This is a genomic window from Leifsonia sp. NCR5, assembly GCF_002105485.1.
In the GTDB taxonomy this organism is placed as follows: domain Bacteria; phylum Actinomycetota; class Actinomycetes; order Actinomycetales; family Microbacteriaceae; genus Leifsonia.
This window is the reverse complement of record NZ_NCSR01000004.1, coordinates 173,841-198,837: the sequence shown is the minus strand read 5'-3', so window position 1 is coordinate 198,837 and position 24,997 is coordinate 173,841. Positions and strand designations below refer to the sequence as shown.

Sequence of the window (24,997 nt, the reverse complement as noted above, 5' to 3'; positions counted from 1 at the left end):
GCTGGATGGATGCGCATCGACATCGTCACGATCTTCCCCGAGTTCTTCGATGTGCTCGACATCTCGCTGCTCGGCAAGGCCAGGCAGACCGGCCTGATCGACCTCGGCGTGCACAACCTGCGCGACCACACCCACGACAGGCACCGCACGGTCGACGACACCCCGTACGGCGGCGGAGCCGGCATGGTGATGAAGCCGGAGCCGTGGGGCGAGGCGCTCGACGGCATCCTGGAGGCGAGCCCCGGCGATCCGCTGGTGATCTTCCCGTCCCCGGCCGGAGACGTCTTCACCCAGTCGATCGCGCGCGAGCTCGCCGAGGAGAAGCACCTGGTCTTCGGATGCGGCCGCTACGAGGGCATCGACCAGCGCGTCTTCGACGACACGGCATCCCGGGCCAGGGTGCGGCTGATGAGCATCGGCGACTACGTCCTCAACGGGGGAGAGGTGGCGACGATGGCGATGATCGAGGCGATCGGCAGGCTCATCCCCGGCGTGGTCGGCAACCCGGAGAGCCTGGTGCAGGAGTCCCACGAGGACGGCCTGCTCGAATACCCCAGCTACACCAAGCCTGCGTCGTGGCGCGGCCACGACGTGCCTCCCGTGCTGCTCTCCGGCAACCACGGCGCCATCGCGGCGTGGCGGCACGAGCAGCAGCTCGAGCGCACGCGCGCTGTGCGGCCGGACCTGCTGCCGTAGCGGAACGACAGACGCCCGCCCGCACGGCTGACCGAGCGGGCGGGCGTGTCACGCCGTCTCCGTGCGCGAAGAGTTCGGGATCAGTGCCCCACTTCACCCCGCCACGCGCCGGTCTCTGCGCCCTGGCTCTCGATGAAGCGCTTGAAGTTCTCCAGGTCCTTCTTCACCGCGTGGCTCCCGGCTCCGATGGCCGCGCCGATCTTCTCGATCAGGTCGGACGGCGTCCATTCCAGCTGCACGGTGACCTTGGTCGTCGTGTCCGACAGGCGGTGGAAGGTCACGACGCCGGCGTGCTGGACATCGCCGGAGATGCTCTTCCAGGCGACGCGCTCATCCGGCAGCTGCTCGGTGATGACGGTGTCGAACTCGCGCTCCTGGCCGCCGATCTTCACGCGCCAGTGATTGGTGGTCTCATCGACCTGCTTCACTTCTTCGACCTCGTCGAGGAAGTGCGGGAAAGACTCGAACTGAGTCCACTGGTTGTATGCGGTGGTCACGTCGACATCCACATCGACGGATTCGGTCACGTCAGCCATAGGGGCTCCCTTCCGTTGCCGGCCGGATTCTCCGACCCGCCAGAACGGTAGACCGCCGGTGGAAGGCGCTGAAGGCCTGGACATCTGCGCCAGACCGTGTAGCCGTCAGTCTCGGGCGGTGAGGACGAGCGGGCCGTCCTCGGTGATCGCGACCGTGTGCTCGGAGTGCGCCCCGCGCGAGCCGTCTGCACTGCGGAGCGTCCAGCCGTCCCTGTCGGTGTAGATCTCGTCGGTCGACTCGAGGAACCACGGCTCGATCGCGATGACGAGGCCTGGACGCAGCGGGTAGCCGCGGCCGGCGCGTCCGTCGTTGGCGATGTGCGGGTCCCCGTGCATCGTGTGGCCGACGCCGTGGCCGCCGAACTGCAGGTTGACCGTGTATCCCTCCGCGTGCGCGACGGCGCCGATGGCGGCGGAGATGTCACCGACCCTGCCACCCGGCTGCGCGGCCTGGATCCCGGCGGCGAGGGCGCGGCGGGTGGTGTCGATGAGGTGGAGGTCGGCATCCCGGGGCTGACCCACCACCAGGCTGATCGCCGAGTCCGCCACCCAGCCGTCGACGGATGCAGCGAAGTCGAGGGTCAGCAGGTCGCCGTCCTGCAGGCGGTAATCGTGGGGGAGTCCGTGCAGCACGGCGTCGTTCACCGACGTGCAGATGACCTTGCCGAACGGGCTGGCGCCGAACGACGGGTGGTAGTCGATGTAGCAGGACTCCGCGCCGGCCTTCCTGATCAGGTCGTGCGCGATGCGGTCGAGCTCCAGCAGGTTCACGCCCACCTTCGCCGCGGCAGCGGTCTGCTGCAGCACATCGGCCACGAAACGGCCGGCCGGCCGCATCTGCTCGATCTCGGCGGGGGTCCTCAACTCGATCACGGTGTCTCCTTCACGTCGACACCCAGTGTTCCATGATTGTTGCACGCGCGGTGCATCCTGGCCCTTTCGGCTTTCGGCGAACCCGCAGCCGCTGCACAGGCGAGCGCGGATACGCTGGTGCCGTGATCCTCCGCAAGGCGTTCTACTGGTGGTTGTTCCCTTCCGCCGTGATCCTGCCTGTCTGGCTGCTCATCGGCTGGGCGATCTTCGGCTCCGGCGGCTGGAGCTTCATCGGCCTGCTCATCCTCTGCCCTGTGCTGTTCATCGCAATGCTCGCGATCGGCGGCATCATCATGGCGCGCAAGACCGTGCGGGACACCAAGGCCGTCTCCTGGTGGGACGTGGGCCTGATCGGCGCGTGGCACGCATCCATCGTCGCCTTCGGCTGCTTCATCCCCGGCGTGATGAGCTGGCTCGCCGTCCTCGGCATCCTGCTCGGTCTCGCCGCGTTCTGGGTGGCGCTCTGGCAGCTGGTCACCGAGGCCAGGATGCGCGTGCAGCAGACCTTCGAGGCCTACGAGCGCGCCGCGCAGCCGCAGCAGGTCCGGCGACCGGATGCGCTGTTCGAGGAGGGCTCGGAGGTCATCGTGATCGAAGAGCGGCGCGACGAGCACTGACCGCTTTGGCAAACGCATCCTGTTCATGGCAGAATTGATCTTTGTGCCGCGGCCAGGCTCTGCCACAGGGGAGCCAGCACTTCTCGCGCACACCCCATACCGTTGATTCCCGGTCGTCGCCTGCTCTGAGCAGGAGGTGGCCCCAAGTCCGTCCTCGACCTGTGGCGGGTACAGAGAGCGAACAGCAATGCATATCCTCGATTCCGTCGACGCCGCGTCCCTGAAGTCGGACATTCCCGACTTCCGCGCGGGCGACACCGTCAAGGTTCACGTCAACATCATCGAGGGCAGCCGCTCTCGTATCCAGGTCTTCCAGGGCGTCGTCATCGGTCGCTCCAACGAGGGCGTCCGCGAGACCTTCACGGTCCGCAAGGTCAGCTTCCAGGTCGGCGTCGAGCGTACCTTCCCGGTGCACTCCCCGGTCATCGACAAGATCGAGGTCGTCACCCGCGGAGATGTCCGTCGCGCCAAGCTCTACTACCTGCGCGAACTGCGCGGCAAGAAGGCGAAGATCAAGGAGAAGCGCGACAACTAGGCTTCTCGGCTCACGCCGGAAGACCTCGACGCGCGGCATCCGCCCACGCATCGCCTGAGCTCCCTGTCCCATACACTTGGGCAGGGAGCTCAGACGGTTAAATGACGGACGAAGCAGTGCCCACCCGGTCGGACCGCGTGGCTCAGGAACGGCGCGGCGCGCGCAGGCGCAGCAGGAGCAGGCGGCGGAGCGTACGACTCTTCCTCCGCGACCTCGCGGTGATCGTGGTGGTCGCCATCCTGGTGTCCTTCCTGGTGAAGACCTTCGTGGTCCGCTCGTTCTACATCCCGTCGGCGTCGATGGAGAACACGCTGCAGATCAACGACAGGATCATCGTCAACGAGCTGGAGCCCGGGCTGTTCCCAATCAGCCGCGGCGATGTGGTCGTGTTCCGGGATCCGGGCGGCTGGCTCCCTCCGCAGCCGCCCAGCAGGGAGAGCCCTGTCTCGCAGGCCATCGACCAGGCGCTGACCTTCATCGGCCTCTCCGCCTCCGACAGCAACGATCACCTCGTGAAGCGCGTCATCGGGTTGCCGGGCGACCACGTCGCCTGCTGCAACGTCGATGGAAGAGTCACCGTGAACGGCAGCCCGCTGGACGAGCCGTACGTGCTGCTGCAGCCCGGGCAGAAGAACGCCGCGACACTCGCGTTCGATGTCACGGTTCCGAAGGGCGAACTGTGGGTGATGGGGGATAATCGGTACAACTCCCAGGACTCGTCGCGCAACCAGAGCCTGCCGGGTCACGGCTTCGTCCCGATCGACCATGTTGTCGGGCGGGCGTTCGTGATCAGCTGGCCGACCAGCCGGTGGACCTGGCTCGACAACTACCCCGAGGTGTTCCGCGGGGCGGAGGAGGACAAGCGATGATGGCGTCGGTGAGCCCCACCCTCCGGTTCGAGAAGTCCCTCTACCGCACGGGTGTGACCTCGATCGTCGGTGTCGACGAGGTCGGCCGCGGCGCCCTGGCCGGACCGGTCGCGGTCGGGATGGTCGTCATCGACACCGCCGTGAAGCGCATCCCGGTCGGCCTGCGCGACTCGAAACTCCTGCCGGAGGCCGCTCGCGAGGCGCTGGAGCCGCACTGCCGCAAGTGGGTGCTGCACCACGCGGTCGGCATGGCGTCCGCCGCGGAGGTCGACTCGCTCGGCATCATGCGCTGCCTCGGACTTGCGGGCGCTCGGGCGATGGAACTGCTCGAGCAGGGCGGGGCGCAGATCCGGGAGAGCACCCTCATCCTGGACGGCAACTACGACTACCTGAACCCGGTGCTGATGCGCCCGGCCCGCGTGGTGACGCGGATCAAGGCGGACAGGGACTGCGCGTCGGTCGCCGCCGCCAGCGTGATCGCGAAGGTGCACCGCGACCGGCTGATGATCGAGCACAGCGCCGACTATCCGGGCTACGGCTGGGTATCGAACAAGGGCTACTCCAGCCGCGAACACTTCGACGCCATCGCCGAGCTCGGACCGAGCGCGCTGCACCGGCTGACCTGGCTGCGGGATGCGGCAACGCTCCCCATTCCGACATGACCCCTCCGTCCGGCATAGACTTGACGAACAATGGATGAAGACGAGTTCGACGACTACGACCGCGAGGTCGAGTTGGCTTTGTACCGCGAATACCGGGACGTCGTCTCGCAGTTCAAGTACGTGATCGAGACCGAGCGCCGGTTCTACCTCGCGAACGAGGTGGAGTTCGTGCGCCGAGACACCGAGCACGACTTCTACTTCGAGCTGACGATGAACGACGTGTGGGTGTGGGATGTGTACCGTTCCGACCGCTTCGTGAAATCGGTGCGCGTGCTCACGTTCAAAGACGTGAACATCGAGGAGCTGTCGAGCAAGGAGTTCGAGCTCCCGAAGGAACTCGCGCTCGACGAGTAGGGCTCGCGTTCTCCACAGCCTGACCTTCTTCCGCATCTCTCCACAGTTTTCTTCCCGCAGCCCTTCCACTGCCCCCTCCCCGTGAGGCTGGACGTGGGAGGCAGCAATGGCAGCGAAAGACGAGTTGGGCCGCCGCGGAGAGAACGTGGCGGCGGAGTGGTTCGAGGCGCGAGGTTTCGTCGTGCTCGACCGGAATTGGCGATGCGCGTCGGGTGAACTCGACCTGATCGTCCGCGGCGACGGCGTGACGGCGTTCGCCGAGGTCAAGACCAGGACGTCGGTGGCGTACGGCCATCCGTTCGAGGCGATCACCCTGGCGAAGGCCGCGCGGCTCCGACGCCTCGCCGCCGAGTGGTGCCGCCAGCACGGCCCGGTGCCCGGCCGCATCCGGATCGACGCCATCGCGGTTATCGACGCCTGGAGCGCACGCCCGTCGGTCGAGCACCTCGAGGGCGTGGCCTGATGCCGCTCGCCCGCACATACGCCATCGCCCTGAACGGGGTCGACGGCAACGTGGTCGAGGTCGAGGCGGACATCGCCGCCGGCCTGCCTGCGTTCTCGCTGATCGGCCTCCCCGACGCCGCACTCGGGGAATCCCGCAAGAGGGTGACCTCCGCCGCGATGAACGCCGGCTGCCCGCTGACCCAGCGCAAGCTGACGGTCAACCTGTCCCCGGCCTCCCTCCGCAAGCAGGGCTCGGCGTTCGACCTCGCCATCGCGGTCGCCGCCCTCGCAGCGGCCGGAGACCTCAGCGCGGAGTCCGCGGCAGCCGCCGTCCACCTCGGCGAACTCGGACTCGACGGCCGCGTCCGTCCCGTCCCTGGCATCCTGCCCGCCGTCATCGCGGCCAGGGCCGCCGGGTTCGCGCGCGTCCTCGTCCCCGCCGCCAACGCCGAGGAGGCGGCCCTGGTCGACGGGGTGGAGGTGGTCCCCGTCACCAGCCTCCGCCACGCGGCGATCCACCACGGAAGCGACCTCGAGCCCGTGGATGTCGTGCCGGTAGGTGCTGCGGTTGTCGGTGCGCCTGCCACCGACCCGGCGACAGTCCGCGCGCATCCCGAGCCCGACATCGCCGACGTGGCGGGAAACGAGGAAGCAATCGAGGCCCTCGTCGTCGCAGCCGCCGGCGGCCACCACCTCTCGATGATCGGCCCACCGGGCGCCGGCAAGACGATGCTCGCCACGCGTCTTCCCGGCCTTCTCCCCGACCTCACCGACGAGCAGGCCATCGAGGTCACCTGCATCCGCTCTCTCACCGACGCGGGCATCGCAGGCCGTGGCAGCACGGGCGACCCGTCATCGTCGCCCCGCGGCCTGATCCGCCGCCCACCGTTCGAGTCCCCGCATCACACGGCCTCCGCCGCGGCGATCGTCGGTGGTGGAACCGCCCGGATCGTGCCGGGCGCGATCGTCCGGGCCACCCACGGCGTCCTCTTCCTCGACGAGTCGAGAATGACCTAAAAGCGCCCTTCTGGGTGAACTTGCCGGCTTGCCCACCTCCCCGGCAAACACCAGAGAAACATCCCCGGAGACCCCGAAAGGGCTCGAAAGGGCCCTTGGGAGGGCGTGAAAGGGCAGGTTTAAGGGCAAAAGGGCAAGTTTGGGGGCGCATTCCCCTTAATTCCCTAGTGAAATAACAATCCCTAGGGAAGTAACGCACATTTGGCCCAAACTTGCCCTTTTGCCCTCAAACTTGCCCTCTCGTCCTTTTGCGCCCTCCGGACGGTCGCATCGTAGGATCGGACCATGCCGGACGCCGCCACCCCAAACACCCGCGGCCTGGAGTCCATCTTCGACCTCGACGGCTCGCACGCGCTGCCCCGTACGGAGCTCTGGACCATCTACAGCACGGCGAAGCCCCGCGGCCTCAGCAAGCGTGGGTTCTACGACGACCTGCGCTCACGCGGCTTCCGTGAAGTCCGTCGAGACGGTGTCTTCCACTTCTACGGTTTCCGCGGTCCCGCGGTTCACACGATTCAGCCGGATTCACCCGACCTCCGCGACCCCGCGACTGACCGCCTCGTGGGCCTGATCGCCGCCGCACGGGCCGAAGCCGATCAGGTAGCGGGCGGCGAGTCAGCCGGCGAGAACGACGCGCGCTTCCGGGCTCGGGTAGCCGAAATCCTGCGCGGCTTCGCCGCGTGCTGACACGGCGTACCCGCGATCTCGTTCCCCTCGCGGAACACCGCTGGCGCGACCACGCACTCTGGCGCTGCGTCTACTGCGGACGCGCCGCCACCACGGTTGACCACTTCTACCCGTACTCCCAGGGCGGACGATCCAACCCGGCGAACCTGGTGCCCGCGTGCGATCGGTGCAACTCCAACAAGATGGAGCACGACCCCATCGACTGGATGACGGCGGTAGGCGTGCCAGCCGACCGCCGCGACTGGCTCGCCTCGCTTGTGTCGAATCGCGATTGGCGAGCCCCGCGAGGTCTACGACTCCCGCGGACGAAGCTCGACTACCAAGCCGGCAAGCTCGCTCGCCCGGCGCACACGCCAGCCCACGAGCTCACCGACCAACGCACCGCCTCCCCGGACAACTCCGGAGAATAAGGCGCGACTCGTTCGAACGACGCGCTACTGGTTGGTCACCGCGGGAGTGACGTGGCCCGCGGCGCACACGTACTCAGGTCGAATGTCTCCGAAGCCCGCCGAATTGGCGAAGGCTAGGAGGTTGCATCCGTGATGAGGGCAACGAATTGGTTTGAAAGAACTCATTAGTCTTCCGTCCTTACTGGGTTGTGATCAGTTCTAGACGCGGTGGTCTCGGCTGATCAGTTCAAAGGCCGATCGATCAATCTGCCATACTAAAATTATAGCAGATGTATACTAGGTTCTGACATCCCCAAGCGGTCGTAGTGGCTCGGCGGCGCCGTTTGCAACGGATGCGCAACAGTGCTGCCAAAAGCCCCCAAACAGCTCCCCATACGACTCCATCCGTCCCCCCCAACGTGGCATATAGGAGTCGAGCGGGAAAATTCTGGTGGTGTGCCCAGACCCGACCCGCTTCACGGCGTCCGGAGCTTGACCAGCCCGGACGCCCACCACTCTTCCTCGCATCTACGCGAGGTTCGAGCTCGCCATCTCGGCAAGCTCATTCGCCACGCCCACCCGCGCCACGCCTCAGGAGAGGAACCGTGCGGTCCAGGCACAAGGCCACAAGCACGACCAGCAATGACGATTCGCCCGAGGTCCAGGAGGACAACGGCGTTCCGAGCTGACTCGCGGCTACACCGTCTTGGAGGCATTCACCGCAGCACGCACCGCTGCACTCGAATTCCTATCAAGGAGCATCACTATGGACACCAAGTCCACTCTTCAGAACCGCCTCTCGGCGATCCAGATCAAGGCCGCTTACATCGGCGACCTCCTCGCCAACGGCACCGGGCTCACCTCCGCGCAGGAGAGCGAGCTCAAGGGTCTCGCGAACGAGGCAATCGAAATCAAGGCCCAGCTGATCGCGATGGAGCGCGGCGAGGCAAACGCTAGCCTCACTGCCAACCTCGGCAACCTCGGCAACGTCAAGACCGACCCGGGCCTCAACGGCCACGCCTTCACCGGCGCGACCAGCGACACCAAGTCCGGCTACCTCGACTTCACGCCCAAGGGCATCAAGTCGCTGGCTCGCCAGATGGCTGCGCCCGGCATCAAGTCGCTGACCGCGGCCGGTGCGGTGACCACGAACGTCGAGGTTGCTCCTGAGCCCGTCCGCCTGCCCGGTGGCGGTCTCTCGCTGCTCTCGGCCCTGCCCGTTATCCAGCACAGCGCGCCGACCTGGAAGTACCTGCGTCAGACCGTCCGCACCAACAACGCGGACGTGGTCGCGCCCGGTGCGACCAAGCCGACCTCGGTCGTCACGATCGATGACATCGACGGCGCGCTGAAGGTCTTCGCGACACTCTCGGAGCCCATCGACAAGTACCTGCTCAAGGACAACGCCGCACTCGAGCGGTTCGTGTCCCAGGAGCTGCTGTACATGGTCGGCAGCAAGGTTCAGGCCGCGGCTGTGGCTGCGTTCCTCGGTGCCTCGGGCATCCAGACCGTTTCCGCGGCTGCGTCGCCCATTGTCTCGGTTCGCAAGGGCATCCAGGCGGTGGAGGACCTCGGCTACAACGCTGACCTCATCGTGCTGAACTCCGAAGACTACTTCGAGATCGTGACCACCCGCAACGCTGGCGGCTCGTTCGACGTGTCCGGTGGCGTCGGTGCCGAGGAGGAGACTCCGAAGCTCTGGGGCCGCGACGTGGTCTCCGTGACCAGCGGCGTTGCGTCCGGATCCGCCCTGGTGCTCGACCGCAGTGCGGTTGCGATCGACACCGACCAGACCGGCATCGAGACCGAGTGGAACCCGTACGCGGGCTTCGACTCCAACCAGGTCAAGGCGCGTACCGAGGGTCGCTTCGACTTCTCGATCTTCTCGCCGGCCGCCCTGGCCAAGGTCGCTCTCGCCGGCGCCTAACCACCCCTGACGCGAGCCACCCATCTTCACGGTGGGTGGCTCGCGTCCCCCTTTTTCGCTGTACGGACGTACGAGGTCCATACAGCCCAGGTCCATGAGAGGACCCCACGATGACACACCCCACCAAGCCCTGGTCGCTCGCGGCTGCGCGGCGCCGCGTCCCAGCCGACCTGATCGCCTTCCACGAAGGCAAGTGCGGCACCGGACGCCAGTATCAAGCAGGCTGCCCGGCCTGCGCCTTTATCAACCGAAGCTATCTGCGCTGGTCCCGCGATCCAGCCCGGCAACGGGACCTCGCCGCGCCTATCGTTGACTTTCCCGGCGAACAGTGGCGCGCAATCGACGGCACCACCTACCACGTGAGCACTCGCGGTCGTGTGAAGAACTGCAAGGCCAACAGACCAGCACGACTCATAAGGCCTTGTCCGCGCGGCAACGGTGGCCATGTCGCGGTGGCTGTCTATGGACCGAACAAGTGGTCCTACATCCACCGGCTGGTAGCTCAAGCGTTCATCCCCAACCCACACGACTACCCGCTCGTGCGCCACCTCGACGGCAACCCGACGAACAACAGCGTGGACAACCTCGCGTGGGGTACCAGTGCCATGAACACCGCGGATGCTCAGGCTCACGGCACGATGCCGACCGCACAGCACGGCACCACCTCCAAGTACGGAGCTGGGTGTCGATGCGACCGGTGCACATCAGCGACCAAGGAATATGCGCGAACGCGGGCGCACGGCCAGTAGCCCAGTGTCAAGAGCTTCGCGGTCTAGCCGGTAATTGCACACGCCCGGTAGGCGGGCTAATTCCTGGTGCTGACGGCCAGCCGGCTCATCTCCAGGCAATCAATTAAATGTGTCCGGGGCACCCACCCCATCGCGCGCTCGCGCGCAGTAAAGAGGTGCGAGTCACGCGGCTTGCACAATCAACCACCTCCCGACCGCCCATTCTGCACACCATCGGCTGTCCACTGAACTCAGAAAGGTTCACCCCGTGAACAACGATGTAGCCACCATCTCGGCAGCAGCCGACCAGATCGAGTCGCGCCTGTCGCCGGTCAAGACCAAGCGATGCCCGGATTGTGAGCGAGAGCTGCCTCTCACTGAGTTCTCGCCTGCACCTTCTCGCAGCGACGGCCACGGCCCACACTGCCGCGTCTGTGCACGTGACCGTAAGCGAGCCTGGCGAGCTACCCCAGAAGGGCGCGAAGCGGAGCGACGCGCGTCTCTCGCCTATTACTACCGTCGCCAGAAGGCCAGGCTTTCCCGGGAATCGGGCTCCACGAACGGCTCCTAGCTAATCCGCGCGACACGATAGATCCATGGCAGCCGTGTCCATCCCGGCTCCCGCTACTCCCGACGCCAAGTTTCTTGGACGGCCCTTGGCGTCGGGCTTCTCTCATTGCCGTCCTGCACATCTGAAAGGCCCGTCCAAGGTCATGTTCTTTTCAAAGCTCCTCATGCTCGGCGTCACGCCCGCGCGCCTCAGCCTCGGCTTCTTCAGTCTCGGCCTCATCGCCCTCGCTGCAATCGGAGGATTCAAGTGACCACGCAGTACACCGAGCCCACGCGCGCGCAACGCCGCGACTGGGCAATCAAGAAAGCCGACGACCGCGCCCGTGCCGTCTACCGCAATTCTTTACCCCAGGGCATCTGTCGTCTGGAGGCCCTACTTGACGACGCCGCCAGCCCTTGGCACGCCGAAGTGATCCGGGCTCGCATCGAACAGGTGCGCGCTCAGTCGCGGTACAAGAATCGAAGGCGCCGCGCCATGCGCCGCGCCAGCAGGCAGGATCTGGAGCCCCGACCAAGCAGTCGCTGACTCAGCCGCCCGTCAGTGCCTTCACATCAGCGGCGGCTCCGAGCAGAGCGAATGCGGTGTTCACGGTGACCACCGCGTAGGGCACGACGCGGGCGGCGTACTTGCGGAGCTTATCGGCGACCGTCCCGTTATCACCCGTATCGCCGAGCTGATCAGCCAACATGTTCAAGAAGCCAACGAGCTCAGTGACGCGGCGCAACAGGTCGATGCTGCCAATCGTGCTTGCTTCCTCAAGAGCGGTTTGCACGCTATTGATCAACTCGAATAGGTAGCGGGCAGCAGCGTCGTTCAGCGGTAGCTCGCCGCCGGCGACATAGTCCATTAGGTCGTTCAGGGCGATGCGCGCGTCCGCTTTGCGGGTGGCGTCCAACACAGGGCGTGGAGTCATGCCGCTGAGAACCTCACTCAATGTGAAAAGCACATCGAGCGTGGTCTGATCGATGATCTCGTATGTGTTGTTGGCATCAGCCCACGACGTGTTGGGCACAAACACTGCTTGAGCCCACCTTGGAAATGCCCGCTCATAGGGCGCAACGTTCCGACCCATCTCGCGGAGGCTAGCGATGTCACGGGCTACCTCGTCAAGAAGCGCGGCCGCCGAAAGCTGACCCACCCAAAAGCCGTAGTCCGCGCGTGATGGAGCATCGCGGACCCCGTAAAGCTGCTTCCCGGTAGGGACAACGCGCCACTTATCGAGCAGTTCGTATAGTTGCGCCGCCGCATTCTCGCCCATGAGCAGATCGTACATAACACCTAACAGGAAATGAGGCCGGCAATGCAGGAATCAACCACACTAAGCCAGTCGCCCAGCCAGGCAACCGGGGGAGTCCTCTCAGTTGGGACTTGCCCAAACTGCCCAGCTGACCCCGCAGCTCTCGCCACCGACCCGACTCGCTGCGGAACGTGCGGCGCAAAGATCGGCGACGAGCCGGGGTGGCAATCCCACTCTGCGGCAACCGCGACGCTGGCACACTTTGGACGGCGGGTGCGATGACAGCAACCACCACGAGCAACGTCCTGGAAGCCTTCGGAGCCGCGTACCTTCGTCTCTGGGCGCTCCAGCACGGCGAAGATGTCCAACAGTCGCAGTGGCAAACTGGCAACACCCCTCAACCTCGGGAGGACACGACCGAGCGCAGCAAGGGCCTAACCTCCGACCCGACCCCGCACATCGTCATGGATGAGCGCCGTCTGCGACTCCGCGCCGCGTCGATCGAGGCCGAACAGACGCTCGTCAAGGCAGAACGCGCGCTAAACGTCACCGCGCGGCGGCTCGAAAAGGCTCTTGAGTCGTTCGAATCTGGAGCCCCAGAATCGAGCCCACTAGGCAAGTAGCCTCGGGGTCAACGAAACCTCCCCAGAACTGATTCTCGCTGACCTGGGCAGGCGTCTGACTCGTAGCTCTCTGCGTACTGAGCCAATCCAGCAAGCCCAGCACGGATCGCGACACGCGGCGATACTTGAGTTTATGTCGGTTCCTGTCTTTACCGTGGATGTAGGAGCCTCGTACCGACGGGGTGGGAATCGAAAGGTGGTCCCAAATGGATGAGGACCTTGCAGCTGTCGTCGACGACGTGAACCGTCTGCTTGTCAGCGAAGGCTGGCATCGCGTACGTGCTGATTCGAAGGCGTCGTGGTTCGGCCATTTCGTCAGCGACATCGTGCTCGCGATCGGTGTCCGCGCAATCGACTACGCCGACTCGCATATCGAGTGGGATGCAAACGGCGCCTTCTCCGCAAGGGTGGTTGTCTTCACCGACAAGACCGTGGTGATTGCAGGCGTTATGGGCGTCCAGGGCGACGATGATGTGAAGACGGAGGTCGCGGCACGGCCTCGCGGTGGACTCGTCCAGTTGAGCGTTGGGGGAGCAGGATCGCTTTTCACCAGCTCCGCCTTCTCAACATGGCCCGGTGACTTCAAGATCACGGCGGAGTGGGATCACGGCGCCAAGGTGACTCTGCCGCTCAGTAAGCCGGAGAACCAGAAGCAGCGTGACGCCTTCATGAGCATCTACCGCGCACTCTCGAACGCCCTCGGCGAGTAGCGCTCCCGCACAACGAAAAGCCCCCGCAGCCAGATTCGCACTGGTCGCGGGGGCTTTTTCTGTTTGGCCGGCTACTCGCCTGCATTGGCCTCCGCGGCTTCCTGCGCGGCGAGCAGCGCAAGCGCCTTCGCCACCCGCGCCTTCTGACGGCTCCGCGATTCTTCGGACTGCGTGTTGCGGATCAGTTTCATGTGGGCATCACGAATCGCCTTGAGTGACGCCTGAAGCTCCGTCAACGTGGCGACGAGCTCGCGAACGTTGTCCTTGGTCACGGCGCCGCCTTCTGCAGCGGCCATGCTCAGTCGCTCGATCGCGGCGGCGACGGCAGCGGCTCGCGCCTCGATGGTGTTGTCGGCTGCGGTGGTCTCGGTCTTGGTAGCCATGTCGGTCTCCTTGTCTGGGTGGCTGATGAGACAAACGTGTCGCGGCTGCTACTTGCGACGGAGCCCCCTGAGCCACGAGACCAGTGACCTTCCGGTCAATCGAGTTGGACCGGATGCTCCATCCACACCGGCACCAGCCGATCCTCGACACGACTCGTCCGACCGTTCGACGTCGCCGGCATGACTCGAATGCCGTCGAGCATGTCGGCGATCATGAACTGCTTCTCTCTGATCGAGCCGCCTGCCCACGCATCCCGAAGCTTGCGACCGGTCGGAACGCGGATCGTCACGACGTCACCTGGATCGCTCAGCAGCCGTTGGCGCTCGGCCTTGAGCCGATCGAGCTGGGGGAGGAGCTTGCTGTAGTCGGCACCATCCGCGACGAGCGCCTCTTGAACGTCCGTGATCGCTTGCGCCACAGTGTCGAGCGCCTGAGAATCAGGACCCGCGCCCTCCTGCTCGACGCGGTACTCGTCAAGGTCACCAATCATCCTGAGTATGACGCTCTCCATGTAGCCCTCAGTCAGCGACCGCTGAATCGAGACACCTGGACACGCCTGCCCAACCATGTTGCGGTTCACACATCGGAAGCTGCCGCTCGGCCGGTCCGACCGCGACGTGGCGTACATGACGTGTCCGCACAACCCGCAAATCAGCTGCCCACTCAGCCACGATGCCGCCTTCCGCACTCGGTTAGGTCCCCGCACCTTCAAGACCGCCTGCAAGGCCGCGAACGTCCCCGCATCCAGGACAGGCTCCCACCTCTGGATCGGCATGCCCGCGGAGTCCGATACGACTCGGGTCTCGATGATGGCGCTTCCGTCGCTTCGCTTCCCGACCTCGACCTCGCGAGTGGTCCGGCCCAGAAGCGTGGGCGACCGCATCACCTTCGACAACGTCGTGATCCGCCAGTTTCCGGCCGCCAGTCCTTCGGTCGGCTGTCCAGTCTGCCGTGCCTTCCGCGCCGGCGACTGCGCCGTGGGTACTCCCTGCTCAACCAGATAGTGGGTGACCTCTGTCAGAGCGTGGCCGGCGATCAACCGTCTCGCGACCTCGCGGAGTTGCGCTGCCTCGTACGCGTCAACTACGAGCATCTTGCCTGGACCGTCAGAACGCGCCACGGTGCGATAACCGATGGGCGGGTGGCCTCCAAGCCAACGTTGATCGTCTGGGTCCGTCTGGCTGAGCACATGGCTCCGCATCGACCTAATCCTGTCTCGGGTCGCCTCAGCCTCCATAGCGGCCACCTCCGCGATGACCGACGCCATAATGCCAAAGGCGGGCTGATCGCTTCGCAATCCCTCCTTCTTGGCCACGAACAGCGATCCGGGACGCTCGCGTAGCACGGTCACCAGTTTCGCCACAGCGCCAAGGCCCATCCGGCTGAACCGGCTGAGCTCCCAGACGGCGAGCACGTCAGCCTTCCCTGTTGCGATCGCGTCCAAAGCCGCGTCGGCCTGAGCTCGTGCCACCCGTCCTGAGATGCCGTCATCCGAGAAGGTGCCGACCACAGTCCAGCCCTCTGAGTCGGCAAGATCGTGGAGCTCCGCGGCCTGGCGTGCCAGGCTGACCGATTCGTCCGTGCTGCGGGACACTCGGACATAGAACACAACTCGCTTCATTGCTCGATCGTACGCCTTTGAGTCATCCTCGACGAGGCCGCCGAGTTCCCGCCCTCGGTCCTCGACTCGCTCCGGCAACCCCTGGAATCGGGGACCATCACCATCCACCGCGCCACCGGCACGGCAACCTTCCCCGCCCGCTTCCAGCTGGTCCTCGCCTCCAACCCGTGCCCCTGCGGCCGCTACGGCTCACCCGACGAGGAATGCACCTGCACCCCCATCGCCCGCCGCCGCTACCTGGCCCGCCTCTCCGGCCCCCTCCTCGACCGCGTCGACATCCGCCTCGCCGTCCGCCGCATCGGTCTCGCCGCCCTCCGGATCCGATCGGCCCCGGAGGCCTCGCCTGCGCCGGCCTCCGGCATGGCGAGCGGCCTCCGGATCCGACCGCATCCCTCGGCAGAGCCTCCAGCCGCCTCCGGAACGTCCAGCGCCGAGCGATTCCGCTTCGATCCCGGGGCCGCGACCCCACCGGCGACGGTCTCCGCGAGTGCTCTGCTCCGAGAACGCGTCGTCATCGCCCGGGCCGCGGCGGCGGCCCGCCTCGGCGGCACCGACTGGACCAGGAACGCCGACGTCTCCGGCGCCTGGCTCCGAACCGGCGCCCTCCGTCTCCCACGCGCGACGGTCGGAGCCCTCGACCGAGCCCTCGACCGAGGGGCCATCACGATGCGCGGCTACGACAGAACCCTCCGCCTCGCCTGGACCATGGCCGACCTCGACGGCGCATCCACCCCCACCGGCCACCACATCGGAGCCGCCCTCTTCCTCCGACGGGGAGCAGCATGATGCCCCGCCTCGCCATCGGAACCCACGCCACACCCCAAGGAACCACCGTGAACGAACCATCTCTGACTCCCGCCGGAACACCTGCCGCGGAAACGTCTCCAGCACCACCGCGTATCCGGGTGGGTGAACTCACCTGCGTCCCGTGTCCGCTGCGGGCTTTCGCCCTGAGCACGATGCGCCCATCCGGACGTCCGGACTCGCGACGATGACCCCCACGGATTTCCTCGGCATCCCGCACGCGGACCTCGCCGACCTTCTCCGCCCCGTCACCCCGACGGCGTCTGTGCTCACCGACACCACCCCGGCCAGCAGCGAGCGCCCACCGGACTCTGGCGACCGAGCCCAGGCGGACTCCCGCTCGCGGGAACCCCGACTCACCGAGGACGGGGTCCACGCGCTGGAGACGCGTTTCGCCTGGGCAGCCATCTCCACCCTGATCGAACCAGGGGACACCGACGCCCGACTGCTCGCCGACACCCTCGGCCCCCGGGAGGCACTGCGCAGCATCGTCGTCGGAGATCCGGCAGACATCGTGCTCGGCCGTCTGCGCGAGGTGGACGAACTCGCCGCCGACACGCTGAGCCGACGCCTGACTGCCGCGCTCGAACGCTGGAAGCCGAGAATCGCACTCGCCACCGCCACGCGGGCTCTCACGTCGGCGGCGCATCTCCACGCCACCCTTCTCACTCCCGCCGACGATCACTGGCCGTCAGCTCTGGATGCGCTGGGTCACGGCGCCCCGCTCACCCTCTGGGTGCGCGGAGACCTTGCGCGCCTCCGCCAGCTCGACCGCTCGATCGCGCTCGTCGGAGCACGCGCATCCACCGGCTACGGTGAGCACGTCGCGATGGAGAGCGCGGCCGCGCTCAGCGACAATTGCTTCGCGATCGTCTCCGGCGGCGCCTACGGGATCGACGGCGCAGCGCACCGAGCAACGCTCGCGAGCAACCAGACGACCGTCGCCTTCCTCGCCGGCGGGGTCGACCGCCTGTATCCGGCCGGGAACACCCGGCTCCTGCAGCGCATCGCCGAGCGGGGGTTGCTCATCGGTGAACTTCCGTGTGGTTCGCCGCCTACCCGCTGGCGTTTCCTCCAGCGCAACAGACTGATCGCCGCCGTCGCGACAGCCACCATCGTCATCGAGGCAGGCAGCCGTTCTGGATCCCTCAACACGGCGGGCCACGCGGCAATGATGGGCCGGCCGCTCGGTGCGGTCCCCGGCCCGATCACGTCCCCCGCCTCGTCGGGCTGTCACCGCCTCATCCGCGAGTACGACGCCGTCTGCGTCACCACGCCGGACGAGATGGCAGAGCTGGCGGGCGACCCGTTCCCACCGGATTCGGCCGGAGTGGGGGCGCCGGTGGGATGCAACAGGCCGATGACGCATGACCGGGCCCCGTCGAATGAGCGGGAAGGCCCGACGATCGAGCTCCTGGAACCTGACCCACACCCATCCCCACACCCAGATGTGGCCGCAAACCAGCCTCCCGCCTTCGCCGAATCCCCGCAGGTGGACGGGCACGACGTGCGACTCAGAGACGCGCTCAGCGCACGGACCCCACGCAGCATCCCCGACATCGCGGCCAGGGCAGGTCTTTCGCCATCCGAGGTCATGGCCACGCTCGGCCGGCTCGAACTCGCCGGTCAGGTAACGGAAGACGGGGGAGGATGGCGCACGACGCGCTGAGCCGAGCGATGGGCGCCCGGCGTTGGGGACCTCGCCTCGGCGACACCACCAAACCGAGCGGCAGCGGGGAGTCGCCGCGCGCGCCGGCCGGTCGTGGGGGAGGCTGGGAGGGTGCAACTCGCCCGGGCTATCGACGACTTCGCCGTGCATCTCACGGTGGAGCGGGGCTATTCGCCGCAGACGGTGCGGGCGTACCGGTCGGACCTGACCGGGCTGGCGTCGTTCGCTGCTGCGCGGGGGGTTGAGGAGACGTCGGGGCTGAGTCTTGAGGTGTTGCGTGACTGGCTGTGGGACTCGTCCCAGCACGGTCTGTCCAAGGCGACACTGGCTCGGCGGTCGGCCTCCGCGAAAGGGTTCAGCGCGTGGGTGGCCCGGCAAACCGGGGACGACAACGATCCGGCGGTCCGGCTGCGGGCGCCGAAGGCGGACAAGATGCTGCCGCGCGTGGTCAATCGCGCGCAGATCGACGCGCTCCTCGCGCGACTCGCGGCGCTCGCCGAAGACGGGGATCCCGGTCGGGTGCGCGACCTGGCCGTCATTGAACTGCTGTACGCGACCGGTATTCGTGTGTCCGAGCTGACCGGGCTGGATGTCGACGACGTCGACCTGGACCGGCTGACCGTTCGTGTGCTGGGGAAGGGGGCGAAAGAGCGGGTGGTTCCGTTCGGTGTTCCTGCTCAGACGGCTGTCGTCGACTACCTTCGACGCGCGCGGCCGGTGCTCGTGACCGAGCGGTCGGGGCCGGCGCTGCTGCTCGGGCCCCGCGGGGCTCGGCTTGGGTCACGCGCGGTCTATGGGCTGGTTGCCGGACTGCTCGCGGACATCCCGGGCGGGGGACCCTCTGGCCCTCACGCACTCCGGCACACGGCCGCCACGCACCTGCTCGACGGCGGAGCCGACCTGCGCGCGGTGCAGGAGCTGCTCGGACACGCCAGCCTGGGAACGACACAGATCTACACCCACGTCTCCACGGAACGACTCAAAGAGAGCTACCGCACCGCCCACCCTCGCGCCTGACTCAGGCTGCGCGGCGGCGTTCGCCGATGGATGCAGGGGGAGCAGCACCGCTCTCGGCACGCGGTCGAAGAACAGCAGGGGTGAGACGTACTCGCCGTCGACGCGCACGCCGACGTGGAGGCAGGTTGCTGCGCAGTGGCCGCCGTCCGCGACGTGGCCGAGGAGCTGGCCGGATGCGAGTTCCGTCCCCAGCGTCAGCTCCGATGCGAGGGGCTCGTAACTGGAGAGGATGCCGTCGCCGTGGTCGAGCGTGAGGACCGGGCGATCGACGACCGTGCCGACGAACTTCACCGTGGCTCGGGCGGGGGCCGTGACCGGTACCGCCGCCCCGGTGCCGGAAGCGACGGCGAGGTCGATGCCCCTGTGCCCTGCCGCGTACGGCGTCGGGGGAGCCGCATACGCGTTCGACAGCACGGCAGGCTGCACCGGCCACGCCCACGCGCCTTGCTGGGCGGTGGTGGTGGTGGTGGTGGTGGCGGCTGTGGCGGAGGCGGAGGTGGTGCTGGCCACCGCATCCACTGGCTTGGTTGAAGCAAGCGCTCCGATCAACGCGAGCACCAGCGCCAACACCACCGCCCGCCTCACCGCACCTGTCGCATCCACAGCCCCTCCGCGCTCGCTCACCACTTCCATACCTCAACCCTGTCCGCCGCACTCTTTCGCTCCCGCCCCGGCAGGAATCCCGTGGACAACACCCCAGCGCCGCCTCCTGTGGAGAACTGCGCCCAACACACCCGGACCGACGCCCGCCCTTGCCCCCACCGGCCTTCGGAGTATCGTGTGGGTCGCCGGTTCGCCGCAGCCAGCGGCAGCCCGCAGCGAGCGGCAGCCCGCTGCAGCCGCGACCAGCCGCGCGCCGTACAGCCACAACCGAAAAAAGGTCTTACATGTCTGAGCAGCAGAAGGCGTCGTCGTCGGCGTCAGCCACAGCGTCGTCGGATGCGAATGTGCCGAAGCCGACCGGAGCCATGCGGAGGAAGGTCATCGGGCTGGCGATCGCTGCGGCCGTCGGTGGCTTCCTGTTCGGCTTCGACTCGTCCGTCGTCAACGGGGCCGTCGACTCGATTCAGAAGCACTTTGCCCTGAACGCGTTCGTCACCGGGTTCATCGTCGCCATCGCCCTGCTCGGCTGTGCCGCCGGTGCGTACATCGCCGGACGCCTCGCCGACCGCTGGGGCCGGCTGAAGGTCATGCTGCTGGGCGCCGTGATGTTCCTGGTGAGCTCGATCGGGTCCGCGCTGGCGTTCTCCGCATGGGATCTGGGCATCTGGCGCGTGATCGGCGGTCTCGGCATCGGGATCGCGTCCGTCGTCGCCCCTGCATACATCGCCGAGATCGCTCCGAAGCAGTCGCGCGGCAGCCTCGCGTCGCTGCAGCAGCTCGCCATCACCATCGGTATCTTCGTCGCCCTCCTCTCCGACGCACTGCTCGCCGGGGTCGCGGGGTCCGCATCCAACCAGCTGTGGCTCGGGATGGAAGCCTGGCGGTGGATGTTCCTGGTCGGCGTGATCCCGTCGGTCGTCTACGGCATCCTCGCGCTCACGCTGCCGGAGTCTCCGCGCTTCCTGCTGGCGAACGGACGCCACGACGAGGCCAAGGCGATCTTCTCCACGCTCGTTCCGGAGAGCGACGTCGACCGGCAGATCGCCGACATCGAGCGGGCCATCGCGGAGGACAAGGAAGGCAAGAAGGCCACGCTGCGCGGCAACAGGTTCGGGCTCAAGCCGATCGTCTGGATCGGCATCATCCTGTCGGTGTTCCAGCAGTTCGTCGGCATCAACGTGATCTTCTACTATTCGACCACCCTCTGGCGGGCCGTCGGTTTCACGGAGAGCAATTCGCTGCTCATCACCGTGATCACCTCGGTCACGAACGTGGCCGTCACCATTGTGGCCATCCTGCTGGTCGACAGGGTCGGGCGGCGCCCGATCCTGCTCACCGGGTCGATCGGCATGACCGTGTCGCTCGGCGTGATGGCGCTGGCGTTCGCGTTCTCCGAGAAGGTCGACGGAGCCGTCACCCTTCCCGGAGCGTGGGGACCGATCGCGCTGGTCGCCGCGAACCTGTTCGTGGTCTGCTTCGGGGCGTCGTGGGGTCCGCTGGTGTGGGTGCTGCTCGGCGAGATCTTCCCGACCAAGATCCGCGGCAAGGCACTCGGCGTCGCCGCAGCTGCGCAGTGGATCGCGAACTTCCTGGTCACGATCAGCTTCCCGCCGATGTCCGACTTCTCCCTGCCGTTCACGTACGGGATGTACGCGATCTTCGCGCTGCTGTCGTTCTTCTTCGTGTTCTTCAAGATCCCGGAGACGAACGGGATGGCGCTCGAACACGCGGAGACGCTGTTCACGAACGCGGGCAAGAGCCGCGGTCCGCAGGTGCGGTCGACCGGCGACACCGTCTGACGCCGGCGCGCCCGACGGCCCGCCGTTCCTGATAAGCTGTCTGAAGCACTCCGCCCGTCGGAGTGACTACGCGTGCCCACACGACCTTCACGGGTCGAGGCCTTCACCGGCTGGCGCGACATCCACCGGTCTTCTTTCTCCAGCGGTCATCCGCGCGGTGAGCGAAGCGGATGCGCGCGCAGGGCACCAGGAGCGGCGGCCACTCGGTCGCCACTGACAACCGCAACGCGCATCCGCCTGCCGGCGCAGAACGCCCTGGCTCCGGATGCCCAGAAAAGGAGAACGGCATCATGGCCGTTGTAACCATGCGCCAGCTGCTCGACAGCGGCGTCCACTTCGGACACCAGACCCGTCGCTGGAACCCGAAGATGAAGCGCTTCATCCTCACCGAGCGCTCCGGCAGCTACATCATCGACCTGCAGCAGTCGCTCGCGTACATCGACAAGACGTACGAGTTCGTCCGCGAGACGGTCGCCCACGGTGGCACCATCCTCTTCGTCGGCACGAAGAAGCAGGCCCAGAACGCCATCGCCGAGCAGGCGACCCGCGTCGGCCAGCCCTACGTCAACCAGCGCTGGCTGGGTGGTCTGCTGACCAACTTCCAGACCGTGTCGAAGCGTCTCGCTCGCATGAAGGAGCTCGAGGAGCTCGACTTCGAAGGCACCACGAGTGGCTTCACCAAGAAGGAACTCCTCATCAAGAAGCGCGAGCTCGACAAGCTGCACAAGTCGCTCGGCGGCATCCGCAACCTGTCGAAGACCCCGAGCGCTCTCTGGGTGGTCGACACCAAGAAGGAGCACCTCGCGATCGACGAGGCCAAGAAGCTGGGCATCCCGGTCATCGGCATCCTCGACACCAACTGCGACCCGGACGAGGTCCAGTACCCGATCCCGGGCAACGACGACGCCATCCGCTCCGTCAGCCTCCTCACCCGCATCGTCGCCGACGCAGCGGCAGAGGGCCTCATCCAGCGTCACCAGAAGCCGGAAGAGGGCACCGAGCCCGCCGAGCCGCTGGCCGAGTGGGAGCAGGAGCTCCTGAAGGCGTCCGGCGAAGAGGTCCAGGCCAGTGCCGAGACCGAGAAGGCGGCAGACGCCGACCTCGCTGAGGCCAAGGCGGACTCCGCTGAGGTCGTCGCCGAGGGCGAAGCGGTCGCAGAGGCCGTCGCCGAGACCGAGGCTGCCGACGAGGCCGCCGCCGTCGCGACCGACGACGCCACCGAGGCGGTCGTCGAGGCCGAGACCGAAGCCAAGTAGTCCGCTTCCTCACCACACAGTTTCAGAAGACAAGGGTTCTCAACGAACATGGCAAACATCAGCATCGCTGACATCAAGGCCCTGCGCGAGCAGCTCGGCACGGGCATGGTCGACACCAAGAAGGCGCTCGAGGAGGCCGATGGAGACATCGAGAAGGCCACCGAGATCCTGCGCCTGAAGGGTGCGAAGGGCAACGCGAAGCGTGCAGACCGCTCCACGAGCGAAGGCCTCGTCGCGGCCAAGGAGAACGGCGAGACCGCCACGATGATCGAGCTCGCCTGCGAGACCGACTTCGTCGCGAAGGGCGAGAAGTTCGGCGCCCTCGCCGAGAAGGTCCTCGACGCGGTCACCGCCGCGGGCGCCACCACGGTCGAGGAGGCCCTCGCGGCCCCCGCCGGCAGCCAGACCGTCGCCGAGCTCATCGGCGACGAGGCAGCCATCCTCGGCGAGAAGGTGGAGCTGCGCCGCGTGGCCGTCGTCACCGGCGAGCACTTCGCGGTCTACCTGCACAAGACCTCCAAAGACCTGCCCCCGCAGGTCGGTGTCGTGCTCGGCTACGCCGGCGACGACGCGGAGACCGCGCGCAGCATCGCTCAGCACATCTCGTTCGCCAACCCGGAGTTCCTCACCCGTGAGGACGTCCCGGCGGAGGCCGTCGAGAACGAGCGTCGCATCGTCGAGGAGATCTCGCGCAACGAGGGCAAGCCGGAGGCGGCACTGCCGAAGATCATCGAGGGTCGCCTCGGTGCGTACTTCAAGCAGGTCGCGCTCCTCGAGCAGGACTATGCAAAGGACAACAAGCTGAGCATCAGCCAGGTGGTCAAGGACGCGGGGATCACCGTGTCCGGCTTCGCCCGGTTCAAGGTCGGCGCCTAGCAGCACCATGAAGGAGTCCGGATCGTCTCGTGCGATCCGGACTCCTTTTCTGTGCGCATGCCGACCGCGTTCGGTACAGGGCTCGCACACCCACTAGCTTTAACGAGATCGCTCACGGAAGGACTCAGTTACGCATGTCGGAATCCAACAAGAGGCGCAGGGTCCTTCTCAAACTCTCCGGTGAGGCGTTCGGTGGCGGCCAGCTCGGCGTCAACCCGGACATCGTCAGCGCCATCGCCCGCGAGATCGCGCAGGCGGCGCAGGACGTCGAGATCGCCATTGTCGTCGGCGGAGGCAACTTCTTCCGCGGAGCAGAGCTGTCGCAGCGCGGCATGGACCGCGGCCGCGCCGACTACATGGGGATGCTCGGCACCGTCATGAACTCGCTCGCCCTGCAGGACTTCCTCGAGCAGGCAGGCGCGGAGACCCGTGTGCAGTCCGCCATCGCGATGACCCAGGTGGCCGAGCCGTACATCCCGCGTCGTGCGGAGCGTCACCTGGAGAAGGGCCGCGTGGTCATCTTCGGTGCCGGCGCAGGCTTGCCGTACTTCTCGACGGACACCGTCGCCGCCCAGCGCGCCCTCGAGATCGAGGCCGACGTGGTGCTCGTCGCCAAGAACGGCGTCGACGGCATGTACGACGACGACCCCCGCACCAACCCGGATGCGCGCAAGATCGACCAGATCAGCCACCAGGACGCGCTGCAGCAGGGCCTCAAGGCCGTCGACTCGACCGCGCTCAGCCTCTGCATGGACAACGGGATGCCGATGCGCATCTTCGGCATCGAGCCGGCAGGCAACGTGACAGCAGCACTGCTCGGCGCCGAGATCGGCACCCTGCTCGGCTGAGGCTGCCGCCGCAACCGCCGCCCGCGGCATCCGCCCGCATCCGGGGCTCTAGACTAGAAACCGTTCCACCGACTGAAGGAGAGACCGTGATCGCGGATGTGATTTCCGACGCCACCCAGCGCATGAGCAAGACCGTGGAGGCGGCGAAGGACGATTTCAGCACGGTCAGTGCGGGTCGCGCGAACCCCGCGCTCTTCCAGAAGGTGCTCGTCGACTACTACGGTTCCCCGACGCCGCTCGCGCAGCTCGCCGGTCTGCAGAACCCGGAGGCCCGCGTCCTGCTCGTCACGCCGTACGATAAGTCGGCGCTGAAGGAGATCGAGAAGGCCATCGTCGCGATGCCGAACATGTCGGCGAACGTCGGCAACGACGGCGACATCGTGCGCGTCACCCTGCCGGAGCTGACCGAGGAGCGCCGCAAGGAGTTCGTCAAGATCGTCCGCACCAAGGGCGAGGACGCGAAGGTCGCGATCCGCAACATCCGCCGCAAGGCGAAGGACGACCTGGACGCCCTCAAGAGCGAGGTCGGCGACGACGACGTGGCACGCGGTGAGAAGGAGCTCGAGAACATCACCCGCTCGCACGTCGACGCCGTCGACGACGCACTGAAGCGCAAGGAAGCCGAGCTCCTCGAGGTCTAGGCGC

The 24,997-nt window shown here is 66.7% G+C and carries 29 protein-coding genes and 2 pseudogenes; 25 read left to right on the top strand and 6 right to left on the bottom strand.

What is annotated here, in order from left to right; genetic code table 11:
- Window positions 1-9: 9 nt before the first annotated feature.
- Window positions 10-696 carry a tRNA (guanosine(37)-N1)-methyltransferase TrmD gene (gene trmD, locus B7438_RS05720; protein ID WP_085368582.1) on the top strand — a complete coding sequence of 229 codons (687 nt, stop codon included), beginning with the start codon at window positions 10-12 and terminating at the stop codon, window positions 694-696.
- An 80-nt stretch (window positions 697-776) separates the two neighbouring features.
- Here the strand turns inward: trmD and B7438_RS05715 are convergent, their stop codons facing one another.
- Complete coding sequence (locus tag B7438_RS05715) at window positions 777-1,232, bottom strand: SRPBCC family protein (protein ID WP_085368581.1); 456 nt, start codon at window positions 1,230-1,232, stop codon at window positions 777-779.
- Between the two features lie 105 nt (window positions 1,233-1,337).
- On the bottom strand, window positions 1,338-2,105 hold the full coding sequence (gene map / locus B7438_RS05710; RefSeq protein ID WP_085368580.1) for a type I methionyl aminopeptidase: 768 nt from the start codon (window positions 2,103-2,105) through the stop codon (window positions 1,338-1,340).
- Between the two features lie 122 nt (window positions 2,106-2,227).
- Here map and B7438_RS05705 point away from each other — a divergent pair, with 122 nt between their 5' ends.
- From B7438_RS05705 to B7438_RS05650, 13 genes are all read left to right on the top strand, one after another.
- Window positions 2,228-2,722, top strand: coding sequence for a hypothetical protein (locus tag B7438_RS05705; RefSeq protein WP_085368579.1), 495 nt, complete (start codon window positions 2,228-2,230; stop codon window positions 2,720-2,722).
- A gap of 187 nt (window positions 2,723-2,909) precedes the next feature.
- A complete protein-coding gene (gene rplS, locus B7438_RS05700) occupies window positions 2,910-3,257 on the top strand; it encodes a 50S ribosomal protein L19 (protein ID WP_085368578.1) in 348 nt (115 codons plus the stop codon).
- A 101-nt stretch (window positions 3,258-3,358) separates the two neighbouring features.
- Window positions 3,359-4,126, top strand: coding sequence for a signal peptidase I (gene lepB, locus B7438_RS05695; RefSeq protein WP_085368577.1), 768 nt, complete (start codon window positions 3,359-3,361; stop codon window positions 4,124-4,126).
- The gene (locus tag B7438_RS05690) at window positions 4,126-4,788 is read left to right on the top strand and encodes a ribonuclease HII (RefSeq protein WP_085368576.1); all 663 of its coding nucleotides are present in this window, start codon (window positions 4,126-4,128) and stop codon (window positions 4,786-4,788) included. The genes lepB and B7438_RS05690 overlap by 1 nt, the downstream gene beginning before the upstream one ends.
- A 30-nt stretch (window positions 4,789-4,818) precedes the next feature.
- Complete coding sequence (locus B7438_RS05685) at window positions 4,819-5,142, top strand: DUF2469 domain-containing protein (RefSeq protein ID WP_055893100.1); 324 nt, start codon at window positions 4,819-4,821, stop codon at window positions 5,140-5,142.
- Between the two features lie 106 nt (window positions 5,143-5,248).
- A complete protein-coding gene (locus B7438_RS05680) occupies window positions 5,249-5,605 on the top strand; it encodes a YraN family protein (protein WP_085368575.1) in 357 nt (118 codons plus the stop codon).
- Window positions 5,605-6,603, top strand: a complete 999-nt coding sequence (locus B7438_RS05675) for an ATP-binding protein (protein ID WP_085368574.1) — start codon at window positions 5,605-5,607, stop codon at window positions 6,601-6,603. The genes B7438_RS05680 and B7438_RS05675 overlap by 1 nt, the downstream gene beginning before the upstream one ends.
- 285 nt (window positions 6,604-6,888) lie before the next feature.
- Entirely contained in the window at window positions 6,889-7,290 is a 402-nt protein-coding gene (locus B7438_RS05670) for a hypothetical protein (RefSeq protein WP_085368573.1), read from the top strand.
- The gene (locus B7438_RS21010; protein ID WP_085368572.1) at window positions 7,284-7,700 is read left to right on the top strand and encodes an HNH endonuclease; all 417 of its coding nucleotides are present in this window, start codon (window positions 7,284-7,286) and stop codon (window positions 7,698-7,700) included. The genes B7438_RS05670 and B7438_RS21010 overlap by 7 nt, the downstream gene beginning before the upstream one ends.
- 745 nt (window positions 7,701-8,445) lie before the next feature.
- Window positions 8,446-9,606 (top strand): phage major capsid protein, encoded by a 1,161-nt coding sequence (locus tag B7438_RS05660; protein WP_085368571.1) that lies wholly within the window; start codon window positions 8,446-8,448, stop codon window positions 9,604-9,606.
- A gap of 110 nt (window positions 9,607-9,716) precedes the next feature.
- Window positions 9,717-10,355 (top strand): HNH endonuclease, encoded by a 639-nt coding sequence (locus B7438_RS05655; RefSeq protein WP_085368570.1) that lies wholly within the window; start codon window positions 9,717-9,719, stop codon window positions 10,353-10,355.
- Window positions 10,356-10,930: 575 nt separating this feature from the next.
- Window positions 10,931-11,155, top strand: coding sequence for a hypothetical protein (locus tag B7438_RS20200; protein ID WP_143465641.1), 225 nt, complete (start codon window positions 10,931-10,933; stop codon window positions 11,153-11,155).
- The gene (locus B7438_RS05650; protein ID WP_085368569.1) at window positions 11,152-11,430 is read left to right on the top strand and encodes a hypothetical protein; all 279 of its coding nucleotides are present in this window, start codon (window positions 11,152-11,154) and stop codon (window positions 11,428-11,430) included. Before B7438_RS20200 ends, B7438_RS05650 begins: the two co-directional genes overlap by 4 nt.
- 1 nt (window position 11,431) lies before the next feature.
- Here B7438_RS05650 and B7438_RS05645 read toward each other — a convergent pair whose 3' ends face one another.
- Complete coding sequence (locus tag B7438_RS05645; protein WP_143465639.1) at window positions 11,432-12,163, bottom strand: hypothetical protein; 732 nt, start codon at window positions 12,161-12,163, stop codon at window positions 11,432-11,434.
- A gap of 257 nt (window positions 12,164-12,420) precedes the next feature.
- Between B7438_RS05645 and B7438_RS05640 the strand changes: the two genes are divergently transcribed.
- Both B7438_RS05640 and B7438_RS05635 read left to right on the top strand, forming a co-directional pair.
- Window positions 12,421-12,765, top strand: coding sequence for a hypothetical protein (locus B7438_RS05640; RefSeq protein WP_085368567.1), 345 nt, complete (start codon window positions 12,421-12,423; stop codon window positions 12,763-12,765).
- A gap of 206 nt (window positions 12,766-12,971) precedes the next feature.
- Window positions 12,972-13,475: a hypothetical protein gene (locus tag B7438_RS05635; protein ID WP_085368566.1), complete on the top strand. Its 504-nt coding sequence runs from the start codon at window positions 12,972-12,974 to the stop codon at window positions 13,473-13,475.
- 71 nt (window positions 13,476-13,546) lie between these two features.
- Here B7438_RS05635 and B7438_RS05630 read toward each other — a convergent pair whose 3' ends face one another.
- Together B7438_RS05630 and B7438_RS05625 are read right to left on the bottom strand one after the other, a co-directional pair.
- The gene (locus B7438_RS05630; RefSeq protein ID WP_085368565.1) at window positions 13,547-13,858 is read right to left on the bottom strand and encodes a hypothetical protein; all 312 of its coding nucleotides are present in this window, start codon (window positions 13,856-13,858) and stop codon (window positions 13,547-13,549) included.
- Window positions 13,859-13,953: 95 nt separating this feature from the next.
- Window positions 13,954-15,480, bottom strand: a complete 1,527-nt coding sequence (locus tag B7438_RS05625; protein WP_085368564.1) for a recombinase family protein — start codon at window positions 15,478-15,480, stop codon at window positions 13,954-13,956.
- A gap of 21 nt (window positions 15,481-15,501) precedes the next feature.
- Between B7438_RS05625 and B7438_RS20810 the strand changes: the two are divergent.
- From B7438_RS20810 to B7438_RS05610, 3 genes and pseudogenes are all read left to right on the top strand, one after another.
- Window positions 15,502-16,266 (top strand): annotated as a pseudogene (locus B7438_RS20810) (ATP-binding protein); the annotation flags it as partial.
- Window positions 16,267-16,471: 205 nt separating this feature from the next.
- Entirely contained in the window at window positions 16,472-17,953 is a 1,482-nt protein-coding gene (dprA, locus tag B7438_RS05615; RefSeq protein ID WP_085368562.1) for a DNA-processing protein DprA, read from the top strand.
- A gap of 111 nt (window positions 17,954-18,064) precedes the next feature.
- Entirely contained in the window at window positions 18,065-18,970 is a 906-nt protein-coding gene (locus B7438_RS05610) for a tyrosine recombinase XerC (protein WP_085368618.1), read from the top strand.
- A 138-nt stretch (window positions 18,971-19,108) separates the two neighbouring features.
- Here B7438_RS05610 and B7438_RS20805 read toward each other — a convergent pair.
- Window positions 19,109-19,384 (bottom strand): annotated as a pseudogene (locus B7438_RS20805) (peptidoglycan DD-metalloendopeptidase family protein); the annotation flags it as partial.
- Between B7438_RS20805 and B7438_RS20800 the strand changes: the two are divergent.
- The 6 genes from B7438_RS20800 to frr all read left to right on the top strand — a co-directional run bounded on the left by B7438_RS20800 (window position 19,281) and on the right by frr (window position 24,993).
- Window positions 19,281-19,865: a hypothetical protein gene (locus B7438_RS20800; RefSeq protein WP_256921883.1), complete on the top strand. Its 585-nt coding sequence runs from the start codon at window positions 19,281-19,283 to the stop codon at window positions 19,863-19,865. The pseudogene B7438_RS20805 and the gene B7438_RS20800 sit on opposite strands and share 104 nt — an antisense overlap.
- A complete protein-coding gene (locus B7438_RS05600) occupies window positions 19,858-21,372 on the top strand; it encodes a sugar porter family MFS transporter (protein WP_085368561.1) in 1,515 nt (504 codons plus the stop codon). The genes B7438_RS20800 and B7438_RS05600 overlap by 8 nt, the downstream gene beginning before the upstream one ends.
- 290 nt (window positions 21,373-21,662) lie before the next feature.
- Window positions 21,663-22,628, top strand: a complete 966-nt coding sequence (rpsB, locus tag B7438_RS05595; protein ID WP_085368560.1) for a 30S ribosomal protein S2 — start codon at window positions 21,663-21,665, stop codon at window positions 22,626-22,628.
- Window positions 22,629-22,676: 48 nt separating this feature from the next.
- Entirely contained in the window at window positions 22,677-23,504 is an 828-nt protein-coding gene (tsf, locus tag B7438_RS05590; protein WP_085368559.1) for a translation elongation factor Ts, read from the top strand.
- A 134-nt stretch (window positions 23,505-23,638) separates the two neighbouring features.
- On the top strand, window positions 23,639-24,352 hold the full coding sequence (pyrH, locus tag B7438_RS05585) for a UMP kinase (protein WP_085368558.1): 714 nt from the start codon (window positions 23,639-23,641) through the stop codon (window positions 24,350-24,352).
- A gap of 86 nt (window positions 24,353-24,438) precedes the next feature.
- Window positions 24,439-24,993, top strand: coding sequence for a ribosome recycling factor (gene frr / locus B7438_RS05580; RefSeq protein ID WP_085368557.1), 555 nt, complete (start codon window positions 24,439-24,441; stop codon window positions 24,991-24,993).
- Window positions 24,994-24,997 lie beyond the last annotated feature (4 nt).

Coding starts and splice junctions, on each gene's coding strand:
- B7438_RS05690 (WP_085368576.1), top strand. CDS start 4,126: ATGGCGTCGGTGAGCCCCACCCTCCGGTTCGAGAAGTCCCTCTACCGC.
- B7438_RS05640 (WP_085368567.1), top strand. CDS start 12,421: ATGACAGCAACCACCACGAGCAACGTCCTGGAAGCCTTCGGAGCCGCG.
- B7438_RS05655 (WP_085368570.1), top strand. CDS start 9,717: ATGACACACCCCACCAAGCCCTGGTCGCTCGCGGCTGCGCGGCGCCGC.
- B7438_RS05645 (WP_143465639.1), bottom strand. CDS start 12,163: ATGGGCGAGAATGCGGCGGCGCAACTATACGAACTGCTCGATAAGTGG.
- B7438_RS05680 (WP_085368575.1), top strand. CDS start 5,249: ATGGCAGCGAAAGACGAGTTGGGCCGCCGCGGAGAGAACGTGGCGGCG.
- B7438_RS05625 (WP_085368564.1), bottom strand. CDS start 15,480: ATGAAGCGAGTTGTGTTCTATGTCCGAGTGTCCCGCAGCACGGACGAA.
- B7438_RS05670 (WP_085368573.1), top strand. CDS start 6,889: ATGCCGGACGCCGCCACCCCAAACACCCGCGGCCTGGAGTCCATCTTC.
- B7438_RS05635 (WP_085368566.1), top strand. CDS start 12,972: ATGGATGAGGACCTTGCAGCTGTCGTCGACGACGTGAACCGTCTGCTT.
- B7438_RS05685 (WP_055893100.1), top strand. CDS start 4,819: ATGGATGAAGACGAGTTCGACGACTACGACCGCGAGGTCGAGTTGGCT.
- tsf (WP_085368559.1), top strand. CDS start 22,677: ATGGCAAACATCAGCATCGCTGACATCAAGGCCCTGCGCGAGCAGCTC.
- trmD (WP_085368582.1), top strand. CDS start 10: ATGCGCATCGACATCGTCACGATCTTCCCCGAGTTCTTCGATGTGCTC.
- pyrH (WP_085368558.1), top strand. CDS start 23,639: ATGTCGGAATCCAACAAGAGGCGCAGGGTCCTTCTCAAACTCTCCGGT.
- dprA (WP_085368562.1), top strand. CDS start 16,472: ATGACCCCCACGGATTTCCTCGGCATCCCGCACGCGGACCTCGCCGAC.
- B7438_RS05600 (WP_085368561.1), top strand. CDS start 19,858: ATGTCTGAGCAGCAGAAGGCGTCGTCGTCGGCGTCAGCCACAGCGTCG.
- B7438_RS05715 (WP_085368581.1), bottom strand. CDS start 1,232: ATGGCTGACGTGACCGAATCCGTCGATGTGGATGTCGACGTGACCACC.
- B7438_RS05675 (WP_085368574.1), top strand. CDS start 5,605: ATGCCGCTCGCCCGCACATACGCCATCGCCCTGAACGGGGTCGACGGC.
- rplS (WP_085368578.1), top strand. CDS start 2,910: ATGCATATCCTCGATTCCGTCGACGCCGCGTCCCTGAAGTCGGACATT.
- B7438_RS05630 (WP_085368565.1), bottom strand. CDS start 13,858: ATGGCTACCAAGACCGAGACCACCGCAGCCGACAACACCATCGAGGCG.
- lepB (WP_085368577.1), top strand. CDS start 3,359: ATGACGGACGAAGCAGTGCCCACCCGGTCGGACCGCGTGGCTCAGGAA.
- B7438_RS20200 (WP_143465641.1), top strand. CDS start 10,931: ATGGCAGCCGTGTCCATCCCGGCTCCCGCTACTCCCGACGCCAAGTTT.
- B7438_RS05660 (WP_085368571.1), top strand. CDS start 8,446: ATGGACACCAAGTCCACTCTTCAGAACCGCCTCTCGGCGATCCAGATC.
- rpsB (WP_085368560.1), top strand. CDS start 21,663: ATGGCCGTTGTAACCATGCGCCAGCTGCTCGACAGCGGCGTCCACTTC.